The sequence below is a fragment of the Nocardioides sp. genome (assembly GCF_030019515.1).
Lineage (GTDB): Bacteria > Actinomycetota > Actinomycetes > Propionibacteriales > Nocardioidaceae > Nocardioides.
Map to the genome: position 1 here is coordinate 325,794 of NZ_JASEEQ010000003.1, position 15,521 is coordinate 341,314.

Sequence of the window (15,521 nt, forward strand, 5' to 3'; positions counted from 1 at the left end):
CTCCGGCTCGTCCGGGTCCGAGCCGAGTCGGCGCAAACGGACCGGAGGAGCGAAGCGGGGGAGGACGGCTTGCGCCGACTCGGCGATCGCCCAGGGCCCGCAAGCCGACCGGCGACGGCGACCCGAGCGGGTCTTCTCGAAGGGCCGGCCACGGTCTGCCCGAAGGCCGGCCGGGACCGACTCCGCGGCTACCCGAGTGCGTCGGGTTGGGGAGCGGCCGGCTCGACCAGCGCGGGTGCGCCACTGGCGTAGGAGTGCTGGCTGGTGGTCGAGAAGTAGTTGATCCCGATGAAGTTGAACCACAGCGTGGCGACGCCGACGAGCGCCAGGATCGCGGCGTTGCGGCCCTTCCAGCCGGCAGTGGTGCGCGCGTGGAGGTACGCGGCGTAGACGACCCAGGTGATGAACGCCCACACCTCCTTGGGGTCCCAGTTCCAGTACGACGACCAGGCCTGGTGCGCCCAGATCGGGCCGGTGATCAGCACCGCGAAGGTCCACACCGGGAACCCGAACGCGTGCAGCCGGTAGGACACCCGGTCGAGCACCTCGGGCTTCGGCAGGCGCGCGATGTAGCCGGACTCGCGCTCGGAGGCGCGCTCCTTGACGAGGTACAGCGCAGAGGTGATCCCGCCCAGGGTGAACGCGCCGGTGGCGATGACGGCGGCGACCACGTGGATCACCAGCCAGTACGACGAGAGCGCCTCGGTCAGCGGGGCCACCGGGGCGTAGAGCCAGATCACCGCGACCATCAGCACGCTGAGCACGAACGCGACCACGATCGGGGCCATCCAGGCCAGCCGGAACCTGTGGTACAGCGCGACGTACAGCGCCGCGACCACGAACGTGCCGGTGAGCGTGAACTCGTACATGTTGCCCCACGGCACCCGGTCGGGGTCCGCGGCCATGCCGCGCCCCACCAGCGCCACGAGCTGGACGGCCACGGCGAGGACGGTGAGCAGGTAGCCCAGGCGACCGAGGAACTCGGTACGGCGCGCGCTCCCCTCGTCCTGGCGGGCGGCCTCGCCCCCGGGGCCGGTGGCGACGGCGATCCCGCCGGGGATGTCGACCGACGCCGTGGCCGCCGCGCCGGCGGCGACCGGGACCTTGCGCAGCGACGCCCACTCGGCGAGGTGGACCAGCAGCGCGAGGAAGTAGACGATCCCGCTGGCCGCCACGGCCCAGTTGCTCAGGCTCTCCCACTGCACGTCGGTCACGAGTTGTCCTCCCGGTCGGGTTCTTGCAGGTCGGTCACGAGCTGGGCGACGACGGCGGCGACGTCGCCGCCTCCGGACCGGTCGAGCGCGGCCACCTCGACCAGTGTGCCGTCCCCGTCGCGACGGGCACGAACCCAGACGCGTCGTGGACGGATGAACAGCGAGCCGAGCAGGCCGAGCAGGGCCAGCACGACCCCGACCAGCGCGATCCACTTGCCCGGGGTCTGGCTGACCTGGATCTTGTTCCAGCGCTCGAGGCCGTCGAAGCTGACGGAGCCGAGCCCGTCGGGGAGCGTCACCTGCTCGCCCGGGCGCAGGTCGATGCGGTACGGCGCACCGTTCGCCTTCTTCAGCATCGTGGTCCCGGTCTTGTCCAGGGAGTAGACCGACTGCGGCTGCCCGTCGTCCATGCCCAGGTCGCCGGTGTAGACGAGCATCGAGACCATCGGGTCCACCGGCCGGCCGAACAGCGAGAAGTAGCTGCCGGTCTGCTTCGAGAACGCGACCGTCGGGTAGAACTCGCCCTCGAGCCCGATCTGAGTCGGCTCGGCGTCCGGCGCCTTGACCACGCCGATGGACTGGAAGGTCTGGTCGGTCGGCAGGAAGATCGTCGGCCCGCTGTAGACCTCGTCGCCGTTGCCGTCGCGGATCGTGATCACCGGCGCGTAGCCGTGGCCGATCAGGAAGACCTCGGTGTTCCCGATGCTCAGCGGGTGGTTGACCTTCAGGTCGTAGGTCCGCTCGGGCCCGCCGGGCGACTCCCGGTAGGTCAGGTGCGACTCGAACCCCCGCGCCATCCCCGCGCGCGGGCCGGAGGTCAGCCACTCGACGCTGAAGTCGTCGATCGAGAAGGAGAACGGCTCCATGTCGCTGTCGCGGAACAGGCTGCCGGGGTCGAAGTCGTCGTACTGCGTCAGGTTGTTGGAGAACCCGTAGTCGTCGCCGACCAGCAGGATCACGCCGCCCTTGTAGCCGAAGAGCCCGCCGAGGCCGAAGCCGACCAGCACCACCAGGACCGCGAGGTGGAAGACCAGGTTGCCGACCTCCCGCAGGTAGCCGCGCTCGGCGGCCACGGCGTCGGCGCCCGCGTCGATCGACAGGCGGTAGCGGCGCCGGCGCAGCGTCGCATGGGCCCGCTCCAGGACGGCGTCCGGCGCGACCGCGGTGTGGTACGTCGCGTGGTCCGGCAGCCGGGTCAGGTTGCGGGGGGCCGCCGGCGGCGCCACCCACATCCCGCGCCAGTAGTGGATCGCGCGCGGGATGATGCAGCCGACCAGCGAGACCATCAGCAGCAGGTAGATCGCCGAGAACCACGGCGAGTCGTAGACCGAGAACAGCCCGAGCCGGTCGTAGACGGGCGACAGGTCGGGGTGGTCGGACCGCCAGTTCGAGGTCTTGAGGGAGTCGACGCCCTCCTGCGGGATGATCGAGCCCGGCACGGCGGCCAGCGCCAGGAGCAGCAGCAGGATCAGCGCGGTGCGCATCGAGGTGAGCTGGCGCCAGGTCCAGCGCAGCAGCTCGCGGAGCGTCAGCTCGCCGGGGCGCCGGTCGTCCTCGGGCGGCCGGGTGCTCAGCGAGGTGCGGGTCGGAGTCGTCACAGGGCGGTCTCCGAGGAGCTGACCAGGTGCAGCTGCAGCCAGGTGACCGCCTGGTCCCACCAGCCGGTGACCAGCATCAGGCCGACGGCGACCAGCATCAGCCCGCCGGCGCGCATCACCCAGGCCTGGTGCCGGCGTACCCACCCGAAGGCCGTGAGCGCCTTCTCGTAGGCGAGGCCGGCGAGGATGAACGGCAGGCCGAGACCGAGCGCGTAGACGGCTGAGAGCAGCGCGCCGCGGCCGGCGGTCGACTCGCTGAAGGACAGCGTGGTGATCGCGCTGAGGGTGGGGCCGATGCACGGCGTCCAGCCGAGCCCGAACAGGAAGCCGAGCAGCGGCGCGGCAACCAGCCCGACGGCGGGCACCGAGTGGACCCGCCAGTCGCGCTGGAGGAACGGCAGCCAGCCGGCGAACGCGAGGCCGAGCACGATCGTCAGCAGCCCCAGCACGAACGTCATCTGGTCGCGCCAGGTGACCAGCCAGGACCCGAGCGCGCCGGACAGGGTGCCGAGGATGACGAAGACGACCGAGAAGCCCAGGACGAACAGGACCGAGCCGAGCAGCATCCGGCCGCGGCGGGTGCCCGCCTGGCCGCTCGCGAGGTCGGCGCCGGAGAGCCCGGTCGCGTACGAGAGGTAGCCCGGCAGCAGCGGGATCACGCACGGGGAGAAGAACGAGACCAGGCCGGCGACCAGGGCCACCGGCACGGCGAGCACGAGCGACCCGGAGAACGCGGTCTCCTGGAACCAGTCACCCATCCGGGGTCTCCCCCGCGACGTCGTGGACGACGTCGACCAGCGTCTGCTCGGACGGGATCTCCCCGGTGATCACAGCGGCCACCCGGCCCTCGGCGTCGAGCACGATCGTGGTCGGGATCGCCGACAGGGTGGTCTTCCCGGCGAACGCCAGCACCGCCTTGCCGGCCGGGTCGTAGATCGACGGGTACTCCGCACCCACGCTGCGCATGAACGCCTGGCCCTGGCTGGCGCTGGCGTCGCGGATGTTGATCCCGAGGAAGTCCGCGACCGAGCCGAGCTCCTTCGCGGCGTCGGTCAGCATCGGCATCTCGCTGCGGCACGGCGCGCACCCCGACCACCAGGTGTTGACGACCAGGACCCGGCCGCGCGAGTCGGCGGCGTCGACCGGGTCGCCGGTCAGCGAGGTGCCGGTCAGCTCGACCGGGTCGCCGCGGTCGGCGGGGTCGATCACGCGCACCCGGCGGTCGCCGCTGATGTAGCCCTTGTCGCCGGTGCCCTCGAGCGAGGAGCACCCGGTCGCGAGCAGCACCACCGCGAGGACCACGCCGAGCGCCCTGCCGAGCGCCCTGCCGATCAGCGGGTCCGGGCCGCGCCGTACGACGCGCATCAAGGCCTGCGCTGCTCGGGCGCTCCACCGGCCGAGAACGGCGCCTTCTTGTCCTGCACGGGGATCAGGTCGCCCGCGGGCTCGGAGTAGCTCACCTGCGCCAACCGGTCGCCCACGAAGTGGAAGGAGGTCAGCGAGCAGAGCGTGCACTGCCGCCGGCGCGGGTCGTGGAGGAACGAGCGCTTCTCGGCGGCGAGCCGGGTGATCCAGATCGGCAGCTGGTGGGAGACCACCACCGCCTCGTGGCCGCGGGCGGCCTCGCGCGCGTCGTGCACCGCCGCCATCATCCGCGCGACCACGTGCTTGTAGGGCTCGCCCCACGACGGCCGGAACGGGTTCCACAGCAGCGCCCAGGTGCGGGGGTCGCGCAGCGCGTTGTCACCGCCGGCGAAGCGCCTGCCCTCGAACTTGTTGGTCGACTCGATGACCCGCTCGTCCGTCACGATCTCCAGGCCCCGCGCCCGGGCCAGCGGGGCACCCGTCTCCTGGGCCCGCTCCAGCGGAGAGGACCGCAGGTGCACGATGTCGCGGTCCTTGACGGCCTCGGCGACCTTCTCGGCCATCTGCACGCCGAGCTCGGAGAGGTGGAAGCCGTCGCGGCGTCCGTAGAGGACGCCCTCGGGGTTGTGCACCTCGCCGTGGCGCAACAGGTGCACGACCGTGTCGGGGGTCTGGCTCATCGGGGTCTGGCTCATCGAGAGGGGACTCCTACGTCTGGGCGGCGGCAGCCGCGGCACGCGCGGCGGCGGGCAGGGCGTCGAGCACGGTCTGCACGGCGCGGTCGTCGTGGGCGGAGGACAGGAACCACGCCTCGTACGCCGACGGCGGGAGGTAGACCCCCTGGTCGAGCATCGCGTGGAAGAAGGCGGCGTACGCCGCACCGTCGGTGCGCGAGGCGTCCGCGAAGTCGCGCACGGGTCCGGCGGCGAAGAAGACCGAGAACATCGTGCCGGCGCCCTGGACGACGTGCGGCACGCCGGCCCGGCTCAGCGCGTCGGAGGTCGCGGTCTTGATCGTGTCGGCGGCGGCCCCGATGTGGGTGTAGACCTCGTCGGTCGCCAGCCGCAGCGTCGCCAGCCCGGCAGTGGTGGCGATCGGGTTCCCCGACAGGGTGCCGGCCTGGTAGACGGGGCCCTCGGGGGCGAGGCGGGTCATCACGTCGGCACGGCCGCCGAACGCCGCGGCCGGGAACCCGCCGCCCATCACCTTGCCGAACGTCATCAGGTCGGGGCGCCAGCCCTCGACCGCGCCGTCGAGGCCCCACTGGCCCTGGCGGGAGGCCCGGAACCCGGTCATCACCTCGTCGCTGACGAACAGCGCGCCGTGCCGGGCGCAGGTCTCGAGGAGGAACTTGTTGAACCCCACCTCAGGGGGGACGACGCCCATGTTGCCGGGGGCGGCCTCGGTGATCACGCAGGCGATCCGGTCGCCGTGCTCGGCGAACGCCTTCTCGACCGCCGCCCGGTCGTTGTAGGGCAGCACCAGGGTCAGCGCGGTCGACGACGCCGGGACGCCGGGGGTGCCCGGCACCGCGAACGTCGCCAGGCCGGAGCCGGCCGAGGCGAGCAGCGAGTCGACGTGCCCGTGGTAGCAGCCGGCGAACTTGACCACGACGTCGCGGCCGGTGAACCCGCGGGCCAGCCGGATCGCCGACATCGTCGCCTCGGTGCCCGAGGACACGAACCGGACCCGCTCGACCGGGGCCCGGGCCACGATCTCCTCGGCCAGCTCGACCTCCGGCTCGGTGGGCGCGCCGTACGACGTGCCGCGCGCGACCGCGGCCGAGACCGCGGCCTGCACCTCGGGGTGGGCGTGGCCGAGCAGCATCGGGCCCCACGAGCAGATCAGGTCGACGTACTCGTTGCCGTCGGCGTCGGTGAGCCACGCGCCGCGGGCCGAGCGGATGAACCGGGGCGTGCCGCCGACCGCGTTGAACGCCCGCACCGGGGAGTTCACGCCGCCGGGCGTCACCGCCCGGGCCCGGTCGAAGAGGGCGGCAGAGGCGGCGGTGGGCAGGGTCGTTCCGACGGTCACCGCCTCATTGTCCCCGAGTGCGCCAACCGGCGGCGCCCAGGGTCACGTCTCAGGCGCTCCGGGCCCACGAGAACGTGTTTCAGCATCATGACCCGGGGGAAGGACCGTCTCCGAGGGGGAGCACGGGAGTGGCCGCGCGACGTACCGTAACTGTGTGTGACGCCACTCGTTGGTGATTCCACCCGGGCTTGAGGGAGTCCCCGGACGAGGGAGCAGGAGAACGACGATGCCGACTGCACGGACCACGGCGCGATTCGGGCGCGGCCAGAAGATCATGGCCCTGGTGCCCCTGGCGCTGCTGTCTGCCGCCTGGACGGCCAGCATCGCCGGCGTGGGCGCGAGCACCGCCACCGCGAGCGCGGAGTCCCAGCCGACCACCCTGCCGGACGGCTCCACGGTCCCCACCGAGGCCATCCAGGCGCCCGCGAGCGTCTCCACCGCCGGCGGCGTGGCCCCCGGTGTCCAGGGCGACGGCGCCCGGATCGTCTCCACGGCCGCCACCTCCGGCATCCCCTCCGCGGCACTCGCCGCCTACCAGCGCGCCGAGACCGTCATCAACGCCGCCGACAAGAGCTGCCAGCTCTCCTGGCAGCTGATCGCGGCGATCGGCCGGGTCGAGTCCGACCACGGCCGCACCAACGGCAACACCCTCGACGCCCAGGGCGTCGCCCGGCCGGGCATCTACGGGCTCGCGCTGGACGGCACCCACGGCACCAGCCGGATCACCGACACCGACGCCGGACAGTACGACGCCGACGCCCGGTTCGACCGGGCCATCGGGCCGATGCAGTTCATCCCCTCGACCTGGTCGGTCGTCGGCGTGGACGCCGACGGCGACGGCGAGCGCAACCCGCAGGACATCGACGACGCGGCGCTCGCGACCGCGGTCTACCTGTGCTCGGGCTCGGACGACCTGTCCACCCCGGCCGGCCAGCGCGCCGCGGTCTACCGCTACAACCACAGCTCCTCCTACGTCGACCTGGTGCTCTCGATCGCCGCCGCCTACCTCGACGGCGAGTTCACCTCGGTGCCCAACGGCACCACCTCGGCCGGCTACCTCGTGCCCGCACCGGCCAAGCCCGACAAGCAGGGCCCGAAGAAGCACCACGGCCAGCCGCACGCGACGCAGACCCAGGGACCGGGCGGCAGCACCGAGCCGTCCCCGGCGCCCCCGGAGGAGGAGCCGACGCCGCCCGCGCCGAGCCCGCCCGCCGGCGGTGGCGGCATCGACCTGCCCGCCCCGAGCGTGCCCCCGCTGCCCTCGACGTCGGTCACCCCGGTCGACGAGCTGCTCACGGTGGCCCAGGCCATCGTCCAGTGCACGCTCGACGGGTACGTCGACAACGTCCTCAAGGACGACGACCCGTTCGACCAGTGCGTCTACGACTACACGCACCGGTGACGACCGCGGAGCGGGCGTCAGGACAGGTGTCGAGCGAGCGCCACGGCTGAGCCTGCGAAGCCGTGACGCGCGTGTCGAGACACCGGTGAGCCGAGAGCCGACCTCGAGCACCTCGCCGGCACCCGGGTCGCGCCGCCGGCGGAGCCGACACGCCGGACGCGGCTACCGCGCGAGCAGCCGCGCGACCTCGGCGGCCCAGTAGGTCAGCACCACGTCGGCGCCGGCCCGGCGGATCGAGGTGAGCGTCTCGAGGATCGCGGGCTCGCGGTCGATCCAGCCGTTCGCGGCGGCCGCCTCGAGCATGGCGTACTCGCCGGAGATGTTGTACGCCGCGACCGGGACGTCGACCGCGTCGCGGACCCGGCGCAGCACGTCGAGATAGGCGAGCGCGGGCTTGACCATCACCAGGTCGGCGCCCTCCGCTACGTCGAGCAGCGCCTCGCGGACGCCCTCGCGGCCGTTGGCGGGGTCCTGCTGGTAGGTGCGCCGGTCGCCCTCGAGCGCGGAGTCCACGGCCTCCCGGAACGGGCCGAAGAACGCGGAGGCGTACTTCGCGGAGTAGGCGAGGATCGACACGTCGGTGTGCTCGGCCGCGTCCAGCGCCCGCCGGACCACCGCGACCTGGCCGTCCATCATCCCGCTGGGCCCGACCATGTCGACGCCGGCGTGGGCCTGGGCGAGCGCCATCTCGGCGTACAGCTGCAGCGTGCGGTCGTTGTCGACCTTGCCGTCCGGGGTGAGCACGCCGCAGTGCCCGTGGTCGGTGAACTCGTCGAGGCACAGGTCGCTCATCACGGTGAGCGCGTCGCCGACCTCGGCGACCACGTCGGTGATCGCGAGGTTGAGGATCCCGGCCGGGTCGATCGCCCCGGAGCCGAGCGCGTCCTTCGTCTCGGGGATGCCGAAGAGCATCACCCCGCCGAGCCCCAGCTCGGCGGCCTCGGAGACGGCGGCGAGCAGCGAGGACCGGGTGTGCTGGACCACGCCCGGCATCGAGGAGATCGGGCGCGGCTCGTCGAGGCCCTCGCGCACGAACACCGGCAGCACCAGCTGACGGGCCTCGAGCGAGGTCTCCGAGACCATCCGCCGCAGCGCCGCGGTGGTGCGCAGTCGCCGGGGCCGCAAGGTCGGCCCGAGGACCGGCGGGACCGGCGGGACCGGCAGCTCGCTCATCGCGCCTCGCTCATCTGAAGGGGGCTCCCCGCCCGCAGGCTCATCGTGCCGAGGTCGTCTTCCGCCGGCCGGACGGCTTGCGGTCCGACGGCTTGGTCACCGGCTGTCCCGCCTCGACCATCGCGATCCGCCGCGACGCACCGAAGTCGGCGAGCGCGTCGACCAGCGTGTCGACGTCCGGCTTGGACGCCAGCACGTCGACCCGCAGGCCGTGCTCCTCGGCCGTCTTCGCGGTCGCCGGCCCGATCACCGCGATGATCGTCGACGGGTGCGGCTTGCCGGCGATGCCGACCAGGTTGCGCACGGTGGACGAGGAGGTGAAGACCACCGCGTCGAACCTGCCGGTCTTGATCGCGTCGCGGGTCGGCGCCGGCGGCGGAGCCGCGCGGACGGTGCGGTACGCCGTCACGTCGTCGCACTCCCAGCCGAGGTCCACGAGACCGGCCACGAGGTTCTCGGTGGCGATGTCGGCGCGCGGCAGGAAGACCCGGTTGATCGGGTCGAGGAGCTCGTCGTACTCCGGCCAGTCGGCCAGCAGCCCGGCCGCGGACTGCTCGCCGGAGGGCACCAGGTCGGCACGCAGGCCCCAGCCGGCGATCGCCTGGGCGGTCTTGTCGCCGACCGCGGCGATCTTCAGCCCGGAGAAGGCCCGCGCGTCCAGGCCGTACTCCTCGAACTTCTCGCGCACGGCGCGGACCGCGTTGACCGAGGTGAACGCGATCCACTCGTACCGGCCCTCGACCAGACCGCGGATCGCCTTGTCCATCTGCAGCGGGTTGCGCGGCGGCTCGACGGAGATGGTCGGGACCTCGTCGGGCACAGCGCCGTAGCCGCGCAGCCGCGCCGACAGCGAGCCGGCCTGCTCCTTGGTGCGCGGCACCAGGACCCGCCAGCCGAACAGCGGCTTGGTCTCGAACCACGACAGCGTCTCGCGCAGGTCCACCACGTCACCCACGACGGTGATCGCCGGCGGGGTCATCCGGGCGGCGCGCGCGTCGGCGCCGATCCGCTCCAGCGTGGAGGTGACGGTCGCCTGGTCGGTGGTGGTGCCGACCCGGGTCATCGCGACCGGCGTCTGCGGCGAGCGGCCCGCGGCGACCAGCGCCTTGCTGATGTCGGCGATCTGGCCGACGGCCGAGAGCAGCACGAGGGTGCGGGCGTCGGCGTACTGGCTCCAGTCGACCCGCTCACCGCAGGTGACGACCGCGACCTCGCGGCAGTCCTTGGTGGTGAGCGGGATGCCGGCGTACGCCGGGACCGCGCTGACCGAGGACACCCCGGGGACGATCTCGAAGCCCAGGCCGGCCTTGACGCAGGCCTGCGCCTCCTCCGGCCCGGAGGCGTAGAGGAACGGGTCGCCGGCCATCAGCCGGACCACCCGCAGGCCGCGCTTGGCGTGGCGCACCACGACCTTCGCGCGCGCTGCGTGGGTCAGCGGCTGGCCGTCCTCCCCGAACCCGCCGTCGACGATCTCCGGGCCGGCCGGGTCACCGCCCTCGGCGTCGGGGGGCAGGCCGAGCACGCTGCGCACCAGCGCCGCGTGGTCGGGCACCTCGGTCACCACGACGTCCGCCTGCCGGAGCAGGTCGACGGCGCGCACGGTCAGCAGGCCCGGGTCGCCCGGGCCGCTGCCGACGAACGACACCCAGCCTCGAGCGGATCCCGAGCCGGTGGTGGTCTTGCCTCGCGTCATGCGTTCTGCACCTTGTCTGCTGTGTTCATCGAGCGGTTCATCAAGAGGGCCATCGAGAGGGCCGTGGAGGGGGGCGTGGGGCGCGTCGGGAGGCTCATCGTCGGACCTCCGTGGGATCCCCCAGCCGGTCGGCCCCGTCGGCGAGCATCTCCTCGCCGAGCCGGGCCCCGACGCCGGCGGCGTCGGAGGGGTCGCCCGATGCGGACCTGCGCACCGAGAGCGCCCCGTCGAGCGAGAGCGCTACCGACCTCACCCAGAGCTCGTCGCCGTCCTCGCCCTCCACGATCTCGGCGAGCGCCCCGATCGGCGCCGAGCACCCGCCCTCGAGGGTCGCGAGCACGGCCCGTTCGGCCGTGACCGCGGCCCGGACCCGCGGGTCGTCGAGGGCGGCCGCGACCTCGGCGGCCAGCGGATCGTCGGTGCGGCACTCGACCGCGAGTGCGCCCTGGCCGGGGGCGGGGAGCATCTGGAGCGGGTCGAGCACCTCGGTCACGTCGCCGAGGCGCCCGATCCGGGCCAGGCCGGCCCGGGCGAGGATCACCGCGTCGCACTCCCCGGAGCGGACCTTGCCGATCCGGGTGTCGACGTTCCCCCGGATGCCGACGACCTCGAGACCCAGGCCGAGGGCGTGCAGCTGGGCCACCCGGCGCGGCGACCCGGTGCCGACCCGGCTGCCGGCCGGGAGCTCGCCGAGGGTCAGCCCGTCGCGGGCGACGACCGCGTCGCGCGGGTCCTCGCGGACCGGTACGGCGGCCAACGTGATGCCCTCGGTGGGGTAGGTGGGCAGGTCCTTGAGGGAGTGGACGGCCACGTCGACCTCGCCGCGCAGCAGCGCGTCGCGGAGCGCCGCCACGAAGACACCGGTGGCGCTGGCGCCCTGCAGCGGGGTGCCGGCGGCCTGGGTGCGGTCGCCCTCGGTCGAGACCATGACGAGCTCCACCTCGCGGCCCAGCGCCTCGCGGAGCCGGTCGGCGACCAGGCCGGACTGGGTGGTCGCGAGCACCGAGGCACGGGTGCCGACCTTCAGCGGCGCGCTCATGCCAGGCCCTCCGGTCGGGTGACGGCGTCGACGGACTCGGGATCGAGCGCGAACAGCTCGGCGAGCGCGGTGGCGTACGACACCGCCCCGGCCTCGTTCGCCAGCTCGCGGACCCGCACCGTCGGCTGGTGCAGCAGCTTGTCCGCGACCCGGCGCACGGTGTGGAGCACCTCGGCGCGGGTGCTGTCGTCGAGGTCGGGGAGCCGGCCGGTCAGGCGCTCCATCTCCGCGTCCACCACGGAGGTCGCCATCGACCGCAGGGCGACCACCGTCGGGGTGACGCCGGCCTGGCGACGGGCCGAGAGGAAGGCCGCGACCTCCTGGGTCACGATCCGGCGCACGGCCTCGACCTCGTGGCCGGCGTCGGAGTCGCGCAGCTCGTCGGCGAGGTCGGCGAGGCTGACCAGGCTGACACCGGGCAGGTCGGCGACCCCGGGGTCGACGTCGTGGGGGAGCGCCAGGTCGAGGATCGACAGGTCGCGTCCGTCGACGGTCGCCGCGGCGACCAGGTCGCGGGTGATCAGGATCCCGATCGCGCCGGTGCAGGAGACGACCACGTCGGCGACGGCGAGCTCGGCCGCCAGCTCGGCGAGCGTGGCCGAGCGCGCGCCGTACTCCTGGGCGAGACGGTCGGCGTTGTCGGAGGTGCGGTTGACGACGGTCACGCTGGCCGCGCCGCGGGCGGCGACCGTGGAGGTGGCCAGGCCGGCCATCGACCCGGCGCCGACGACCAGGACCCGCTTGCCGGCGAGGTCACCGACGGCGGCACGGCTGCGGTCCAGCGCGGCGGTGACCAGCGACGGCGCGGCCCGGTCGATGTCCGTCTCGGCACGAGCCCGCTTGCCGACCCGGAGCGCCTGCTGGAACAGCAGGTTGAGCGCCGGCCCGACGGTACCGATCTCCTGCCCGGCGTTGAGTGCCGCGCGGGTCTGGCCCAGGATCTGCCCCTCGCCGACCGCCATCGAGTCGAGCCCCGCGACCACCTGGAACAGGTGGGACACGGCGCCGTCGTCGTAGTGGACGTACAGGTGCGGGATCATCGCCTCGGTGCGCTCGCCGGCACGCTCGACGACCAGGCGCGACACCTCCTCGACGCTGCCGTGGAAGCGGTCCACCTCCGCGTAGATCTCCAGCCGGTTGCAGGTCGCGATCACGGTGGCCTCGGTGACGTGCTCGCTCGCGGCGACGTCGTCGATCAGCTTGTGCAGGCCGGGGCCGTCGAGGGCCAGCTGCTCGAGCAGGGCGACCGGCGCGGACTTGTGGGAGATGCCCACCACCAGGACGCTCACGCTGTCACCGCCCCCTTGCGCTGCTCGTGGTAGGCGAGGATCTGCAGCTCGATCGACAGATCCACCTTGCGGACGTCGACCTCCGCCGGGACGGTGAGCACGGTCGGGGCGAAGTTCAGGATGCTGGTGATGCCGCACGCGACCATCCGGTCGGCGACGTCCTGGGCGGCCACGGCCGGGGTCGCGATCACACCGATCGCCACCGCATGGTCGTGGACGATCCGCTCGAGGTGGTCGAAGGGGCGCACCTCGATGCCGGCCACCACCTGGTCGTGCCGCGCCGGGTCGGCGTCCAGCAGGGCGACCACGCGGAACCCGCGGCTGCGGAAGCCGGAGTAGTTGGCGAGCGCCTGACCGAGGTTGCCGATCCCGACGATGACGACCGGCCAGTCCTGGGTGACGCCGATCTCCCGGGCGATCTGGTAGCGCAGGTAGTCGACGTCGTAGCCGACCCCCCGGGTGCCGTAGCTGCCGAGGTAGGAGAGATCCTTGCGAAGCTTGGCGCTGTTGACGCCCGCGGCCACCGCGAGCTCCTCGCTCGAGCAGGTCGCGGTGCCCTGCTCGGACAGGGTGACCAGGGCCCGGAGGTACACGGGGAGTCGCGCGACGGTCGCCTCGGGAATGTCCCGGGCGTTCTCGGGGGAGGTCCGTGCGCTCACTGCTCTCGTCTCCAACACGCTGGGGCCACGTTGGGGCCACGATGGGGCAAGACCGTCGTCGGGCGCGGTGAGACGACCCTGTCCTCGCACCCGGCCGCTCCTTCACTGTAGAAGTTTGTGAACAGGAGAACAAACCGGACCGGGAGTCGTCTCAGGACCGCGTGGCCCGCTTGTGAGGTGCCCCACCCGGCGTTCGACGACCGGGTCGCCGGTCGGCTCCTCGCTCCGCTAGGAGCTGAGTGCGGCCCGGAGCCGGACCTCGTCCACCCGCCAGAAGTCGTGCTGGCGGCCGTCGACGAACGTCACCGGGACCTCGTCGGTGAAGCGCTCGCGCAGCTCGGGGTCCTCGTCGACGAGGACCTCGGCGTACTCCTCGCCGAGCTCCGCGCACACCCGCTCGACGACCTCGCGGGCGACGTCGCACAGGTGGCAGCCCGGCCGGGTGTAGAGCGTGACCCGGGGCGCGCTCACTCGAGGAGCCCCAGCGTGCGGCGCCGCTCGATGCCGCGCAGCCGGCCCTTCTGCACCTTGCCGGTGCCGGTCTTGGGCAGGGCGTCGACCACCTCGACGCGGGAGGGGCGCTTGAACCGGGCCAGCCGCTGCTCGCAGTGGGCGCGGACCGCCTCCTCGATCGCCGCCGGGTCCGCGCCGGGCGCGCGCACATACGCGACGACGGCCTCACCGGTCACCGGGTCCTCGACCCCGATCACGGCGGCCTCGACGACCCCGTCGACCTCGGTCAGGACCTCCTCCACCTCGACCGGGTACACGTTGAAGCCGGAGACGATCACGAGGTCCTTGATGCGGTCGACCAGGAACAGGTCGCCGGTCGGGTCCAGGAACCCGACGTCGCCGGTGGGCCACCAGCCCTCGTCGTCGGGCCCGTCCTCGCCGTCGGGCCAGTAGCCGCTGAACAGGTTCGCTCCCCGGATCTGGATCTCCCCGGGGTCGTCGCCCTCAGGTGGGCGGCCGGACTCGTCGACCAGGCGGACCTCGACGCCCGGAAGCGCGGCGCCCACGGACCCGACCTGGGGCGTGGCGCTGCACAGCGTGCTGGTCACCACGGGGGCCGCCTCGGTGAGCCCGTAGCCCTGGTGCACCGGGACCCCGGCCCGGGCGGTGAACCTCTCGATCAGCTCGGGCGCCAGCGGGGCGGAGCCGGAGAGGACCAGCCGCACCGGCCCGAGGTGCTCGGCGAGGTGCTCCTCCCCCAGCCAGTGGGCGAAGACCGGCGGGGCGACCGGGACGACGCTGCAGGCCTCGTCGTCGATGAGGGTGAGCGTCTCGTGGGGGTCGAACCGCTCGACGAGCACCAGCTTGGCGCGGTGGCGCAGGATGCCGCCGAGCACCGCGTTGAGGCCGTAGACGTGGAACAGCGGCAGCACGCCCAGCACGACGTCGTCACCGTGGATCATCGGCGGGTCGACCTGGGCGACCTGGTCCAGGTTGGCCAGCAATGCCCGGTGCGTGAGCATCGCGGCGCGGGGCAGGCCGGAGGTACCGCTGGTGTAGAGCAGCACCGCGAGCTTCTCGGGGTCCTGCAGCGGCGGGACCGGCCGGGCCGGGAGCGCCCGGAGCTCGTCGAGGGCGTTCTCGCCGGGCAGCGGCGCAGCCTCGATCACCACGATCAGCGGGGCCGGGTCGAGCCCGGCGACGGCCTCCCGCAGCGCCGCCACGGTGTCGGGGTCGGCGATCACCATCCGGGCGCCGGAGTCGGCCACCATGCGGCTCAGCTCGCTCACCGTGGAGCGGGGGTTGACGGGTACGGCGACGGCCTGGGCGCGCAGCACGCCGAGGTAGGTGGTGACGAACTCGATCCGGTTGCCGACCGCCAGCAGCACCCGGGTCCCGCCGAGGATGCCCGCAGCCCCCAGGCCGGTCGCGATCCGGCCGACCTCGTCCTCGAGGCCGGCCCAGGTGAGGCTGCGTCCGCCGGCCTCGACGACCGCCAGCCGGTCGGGGTGCTCCGCGGCTGCGGCACTCACGAGCTCGGCGATGTCGCGCATCCCAGACATGGGGGGATACTTCCACACCGCGTCCGGCCCGGCAGGCGGT

At 73.2% G+C, this 15,521-nt stretch carries 14 protein-coding genes; 1 reads left to right on the forward strand and 13 read right to left on the reverse strand.

Translation table 11 applies throughout. The features are described from left to right. Positions 1–188 precede the first annotated feature (188 nt). The 6 genes from ccsB to hemL are packed head-to-tail and all read right to left on the reverse strand — an operon-like array spanning position 189 to position 6,211. Complete coding sequence (ccsB, locus tag QMC84_RS06345) at positions 189–1,214, reverse strand: c-type cytochrome biogenesis protein CcsB (RefSeq protein WP_300372968.1); 1,026 nt, start codon at positions 1,212–1,214, stop codon at positions 189–191. Then, complete coding sequence (locus QMC84_RS06350; protein WP_300372970.1) at positions 1,211–2,812, reverse strand: cytochrome c biogenesis protein ResB; 1,602 nt, start codon at positions 2,810–2,812, stop codon at positions 1,211–1,213. The genes ccsB and QMC84_RS06350 overlap by 4 nt, the downstream gene beginning before the upstream one ends. Next, positions 2,809–3,570 (reverse strand): cytochrome c biogenesis protein CcdA, encoded by a 762-nt coding sequence (locus QMC84_RS06355; RefSeq protein WP_300372972.1) that lies wholly within the window; start codon positions 3,568–3,570, stop codon positions 2,809–2,811. The genes QMC84_RS06350 and QMC84_RS06355 overlap by 4 nt, the downstream gene beginning before the upstream one ends. Beyond that, positions 3,563–4,177, reverse strand: a complete 615-nt coding sequence (locus QMC84_RS06360; RefSeq protein ID WP_300372974.1) for a TlpA disulfide reductase family protein — start codon at positions 4,175–4,177, stop codon at positions 3,563–3,565. The genes QMC84_RS06355 and QMC84_RS06360 overlap by 8 nt, the downstream gene beginning before the upstream one ends. Beyond that, on the reverse strand, positions 4,177–4,857 hold the full coding sequence (locus tag QMC84_RS06365; protein ID WP_300373106.1) for a histidine phosphatase family protein: 681 nt from the start codon (positions 4,855–4,857) through the stop codon (positions 4,177–4,179). The genes QMC84_RS06360 and QMC84_RS06365 overlap by 1 nt, the downstream gene beginning before the upstream one ends. Before the next feature lie 28 nt (positions 4,858–4,885). Then, on the reverse strand, positions 4,886–6,211 hold the full coding sequence (gene hemL, locus QMC84_RS06370) for a glutamate-1-semialdehyde 2,1-aminomutase (RefSeq protein ID WP_300372976.1): 1,326 nt from the start codon (positions 6,209–6,211) through the stop codon (positions 4,886–4,888). 226 nt (positions 6,212–6,437) lie between these two features. Between hemL and QMC84_RS06375 the strand changes: the two genes are divergently transcribed. Then, on the forward strand, positions 6,438–7,613 hold the full coding sequence (locus QMC84_RS06375) for a lytic murein transglycosylase (protein ID WP_300372978.1): 1,176 nt from the start codon (positions 6,438–6,440) through the stop codon (positions 7,611–7,613). Positions 7,614–7,775: 162 nt separating this feature from the next. Here the strand turns inward: QMC84_RS06375 and hemB are convergent, their stop codons facing one another. The 7 genes from hemB to QMC84_RS06410 form a co-directional block, all read right to left on the reverse strand. Further along, positions 7,776–8,786, reverse strand: coding sequence for a porphobilinogen synthase (hemB, locus tag QMC84_RS06380; protein WP_300372980.1), 1,011 nt, complete (start codon positions 8,784–8,786; stop codon positions 7,776–7,778). 40 nt (positions 8,787–8,826) lie between these two features. Then, the gene (locus tag QMC84_RS06385; RefSeq protein ID WP_300372982.1) at positions 8,827–10,479 is read right to left on the reverse strand and encodes a uroporphyrinogen-III synthase; all 1,653 of its coding nucleotides are present in this window, start codon (positions 10,477–10,479) and stop codon (positions 8,827–8,829) included. 94 nt (positions 10,480–10,573) lie between these two features. Continuing rightward, the gene (hemC, locus tag QMC84_RS06390) at positions 10,574–11,518 is read right to left on the reverse strand and encodes a hydroxymethylbilane synthase (RefSeq protein ID WP_300372984.1); all 945 of its coding nucleotides are present in this window, start codon (positions 11,516–11,518) and stop codon (positions 10,574–10,576) included. Continuing rightward, positions 11,515–12,807, reverse strand: a complete 1,293-nt coding sequence (locus QMC84_RS06395) for a glutamyl-tRNA reductase (protein ID WP_300372986.1) — start codon at positions 12,805–12,807, stop codon at positions 11,515–11,517. The genes hemC and QMC84_RS06395 overlap by 4 nt, the downstream gene beginning before the upstream one ends. Continuing rightward, entirely contained in the window at positions 12,804–13,466 is a 663-nt protein-coding gene (locus QMC84_RS06400) for a redox-sensing transcriptional repressor Rex (RefSeq protein WP_300372988.1), read from the reverse strand. Before QMC84_RS06400 ends, QMC84_RS06395 begins: the two co-directional genes overlap by 4 nt. A 228-nt stretch (positions 13,467–13,694) precedes the next feature. Further along, positions 13,695–13,937, reverse strand: coding sequence for a glutaredoxin family protein (locus tag QMC84_RS06405; RefSeq protein ID WP_300372990.1), 243 nt, complete (start codon positions 13,935–13,937; stop codon positions 13,695–13,697). After that, positions 13,934–15,481: a class I adenylate-forming enzyme family protein gene (locus QMC84_RS06410; RefSeq protein WP_300372992.1), complete on the reverse strand. Its 1,548-nt coding sequence runs from the start codon at positions 15,479–15,481 to the stop codon at positions 13,934–13,936. Before QMC84_RS06410 ends, QMC84_RS06405 begins: the two co-directional genes overlap by 4 nt. Positions 15,482–15,521: the final 40 nt, after the last annotated feature.

Coding starts and splice junctions, on each gene's coding strand:
- QMC84_RS06375 (WP_300372978.1), top strand. CDS start 6,438: ATGCCGACTGCACGGACCACGGCGCGATTCGGGCGCGGCCAGAAGATC.
- QMC84_RS06385 (WP_300372982.1), bottom strand. CDS start 10,479: ATGACGCGAGGCAAGACCACCACCGGCTCGGGATCCGCTCGAGGCTGG.
- QMC84_RS06360 (WP_300372974.1), bottom strand. CDS start 4,177: ATGCGCGTCGTACGGCGCGGCCCGGACCCGCTGATCGGCAGGGCGCTC.
- hemB (WP_300372980.1), bottom strand. CDS start 8,786: ATGAGCGAGCTGCCGGTCCCGCCGGTCCCGCCGGTCCTCGGGCCGACC.
- QMC84_RS06410 (WP_300372992.1), bottom strand. CDS start 15,481: ATGTCTGGGATGCGCGACATCGCCGAGCTCGTGAGTGCCGCAGCCGCG.
- hemC (WP_300372984.1), bottom strand. CDS start 11,518: ATGAGCGCGCCGCTGAAGGTCGGCACCCGTGCCTCGGTGCTCGCGACC.
- QMC84_RS06355 (WP_300372972.1), bottom strand. CDS start 3,570: ATGGGTGACTGGTTCCAGGAGACCGCGTTCTCCGGGTCGCTCGTGCTC.
- QMC84_RS06365 (WP_300373106.1), bottom strand. CDS start 4,857: ATGAGCCAGACCCCCGACACGGTCGTGCACCTGTTGCGCCACGGCGAG.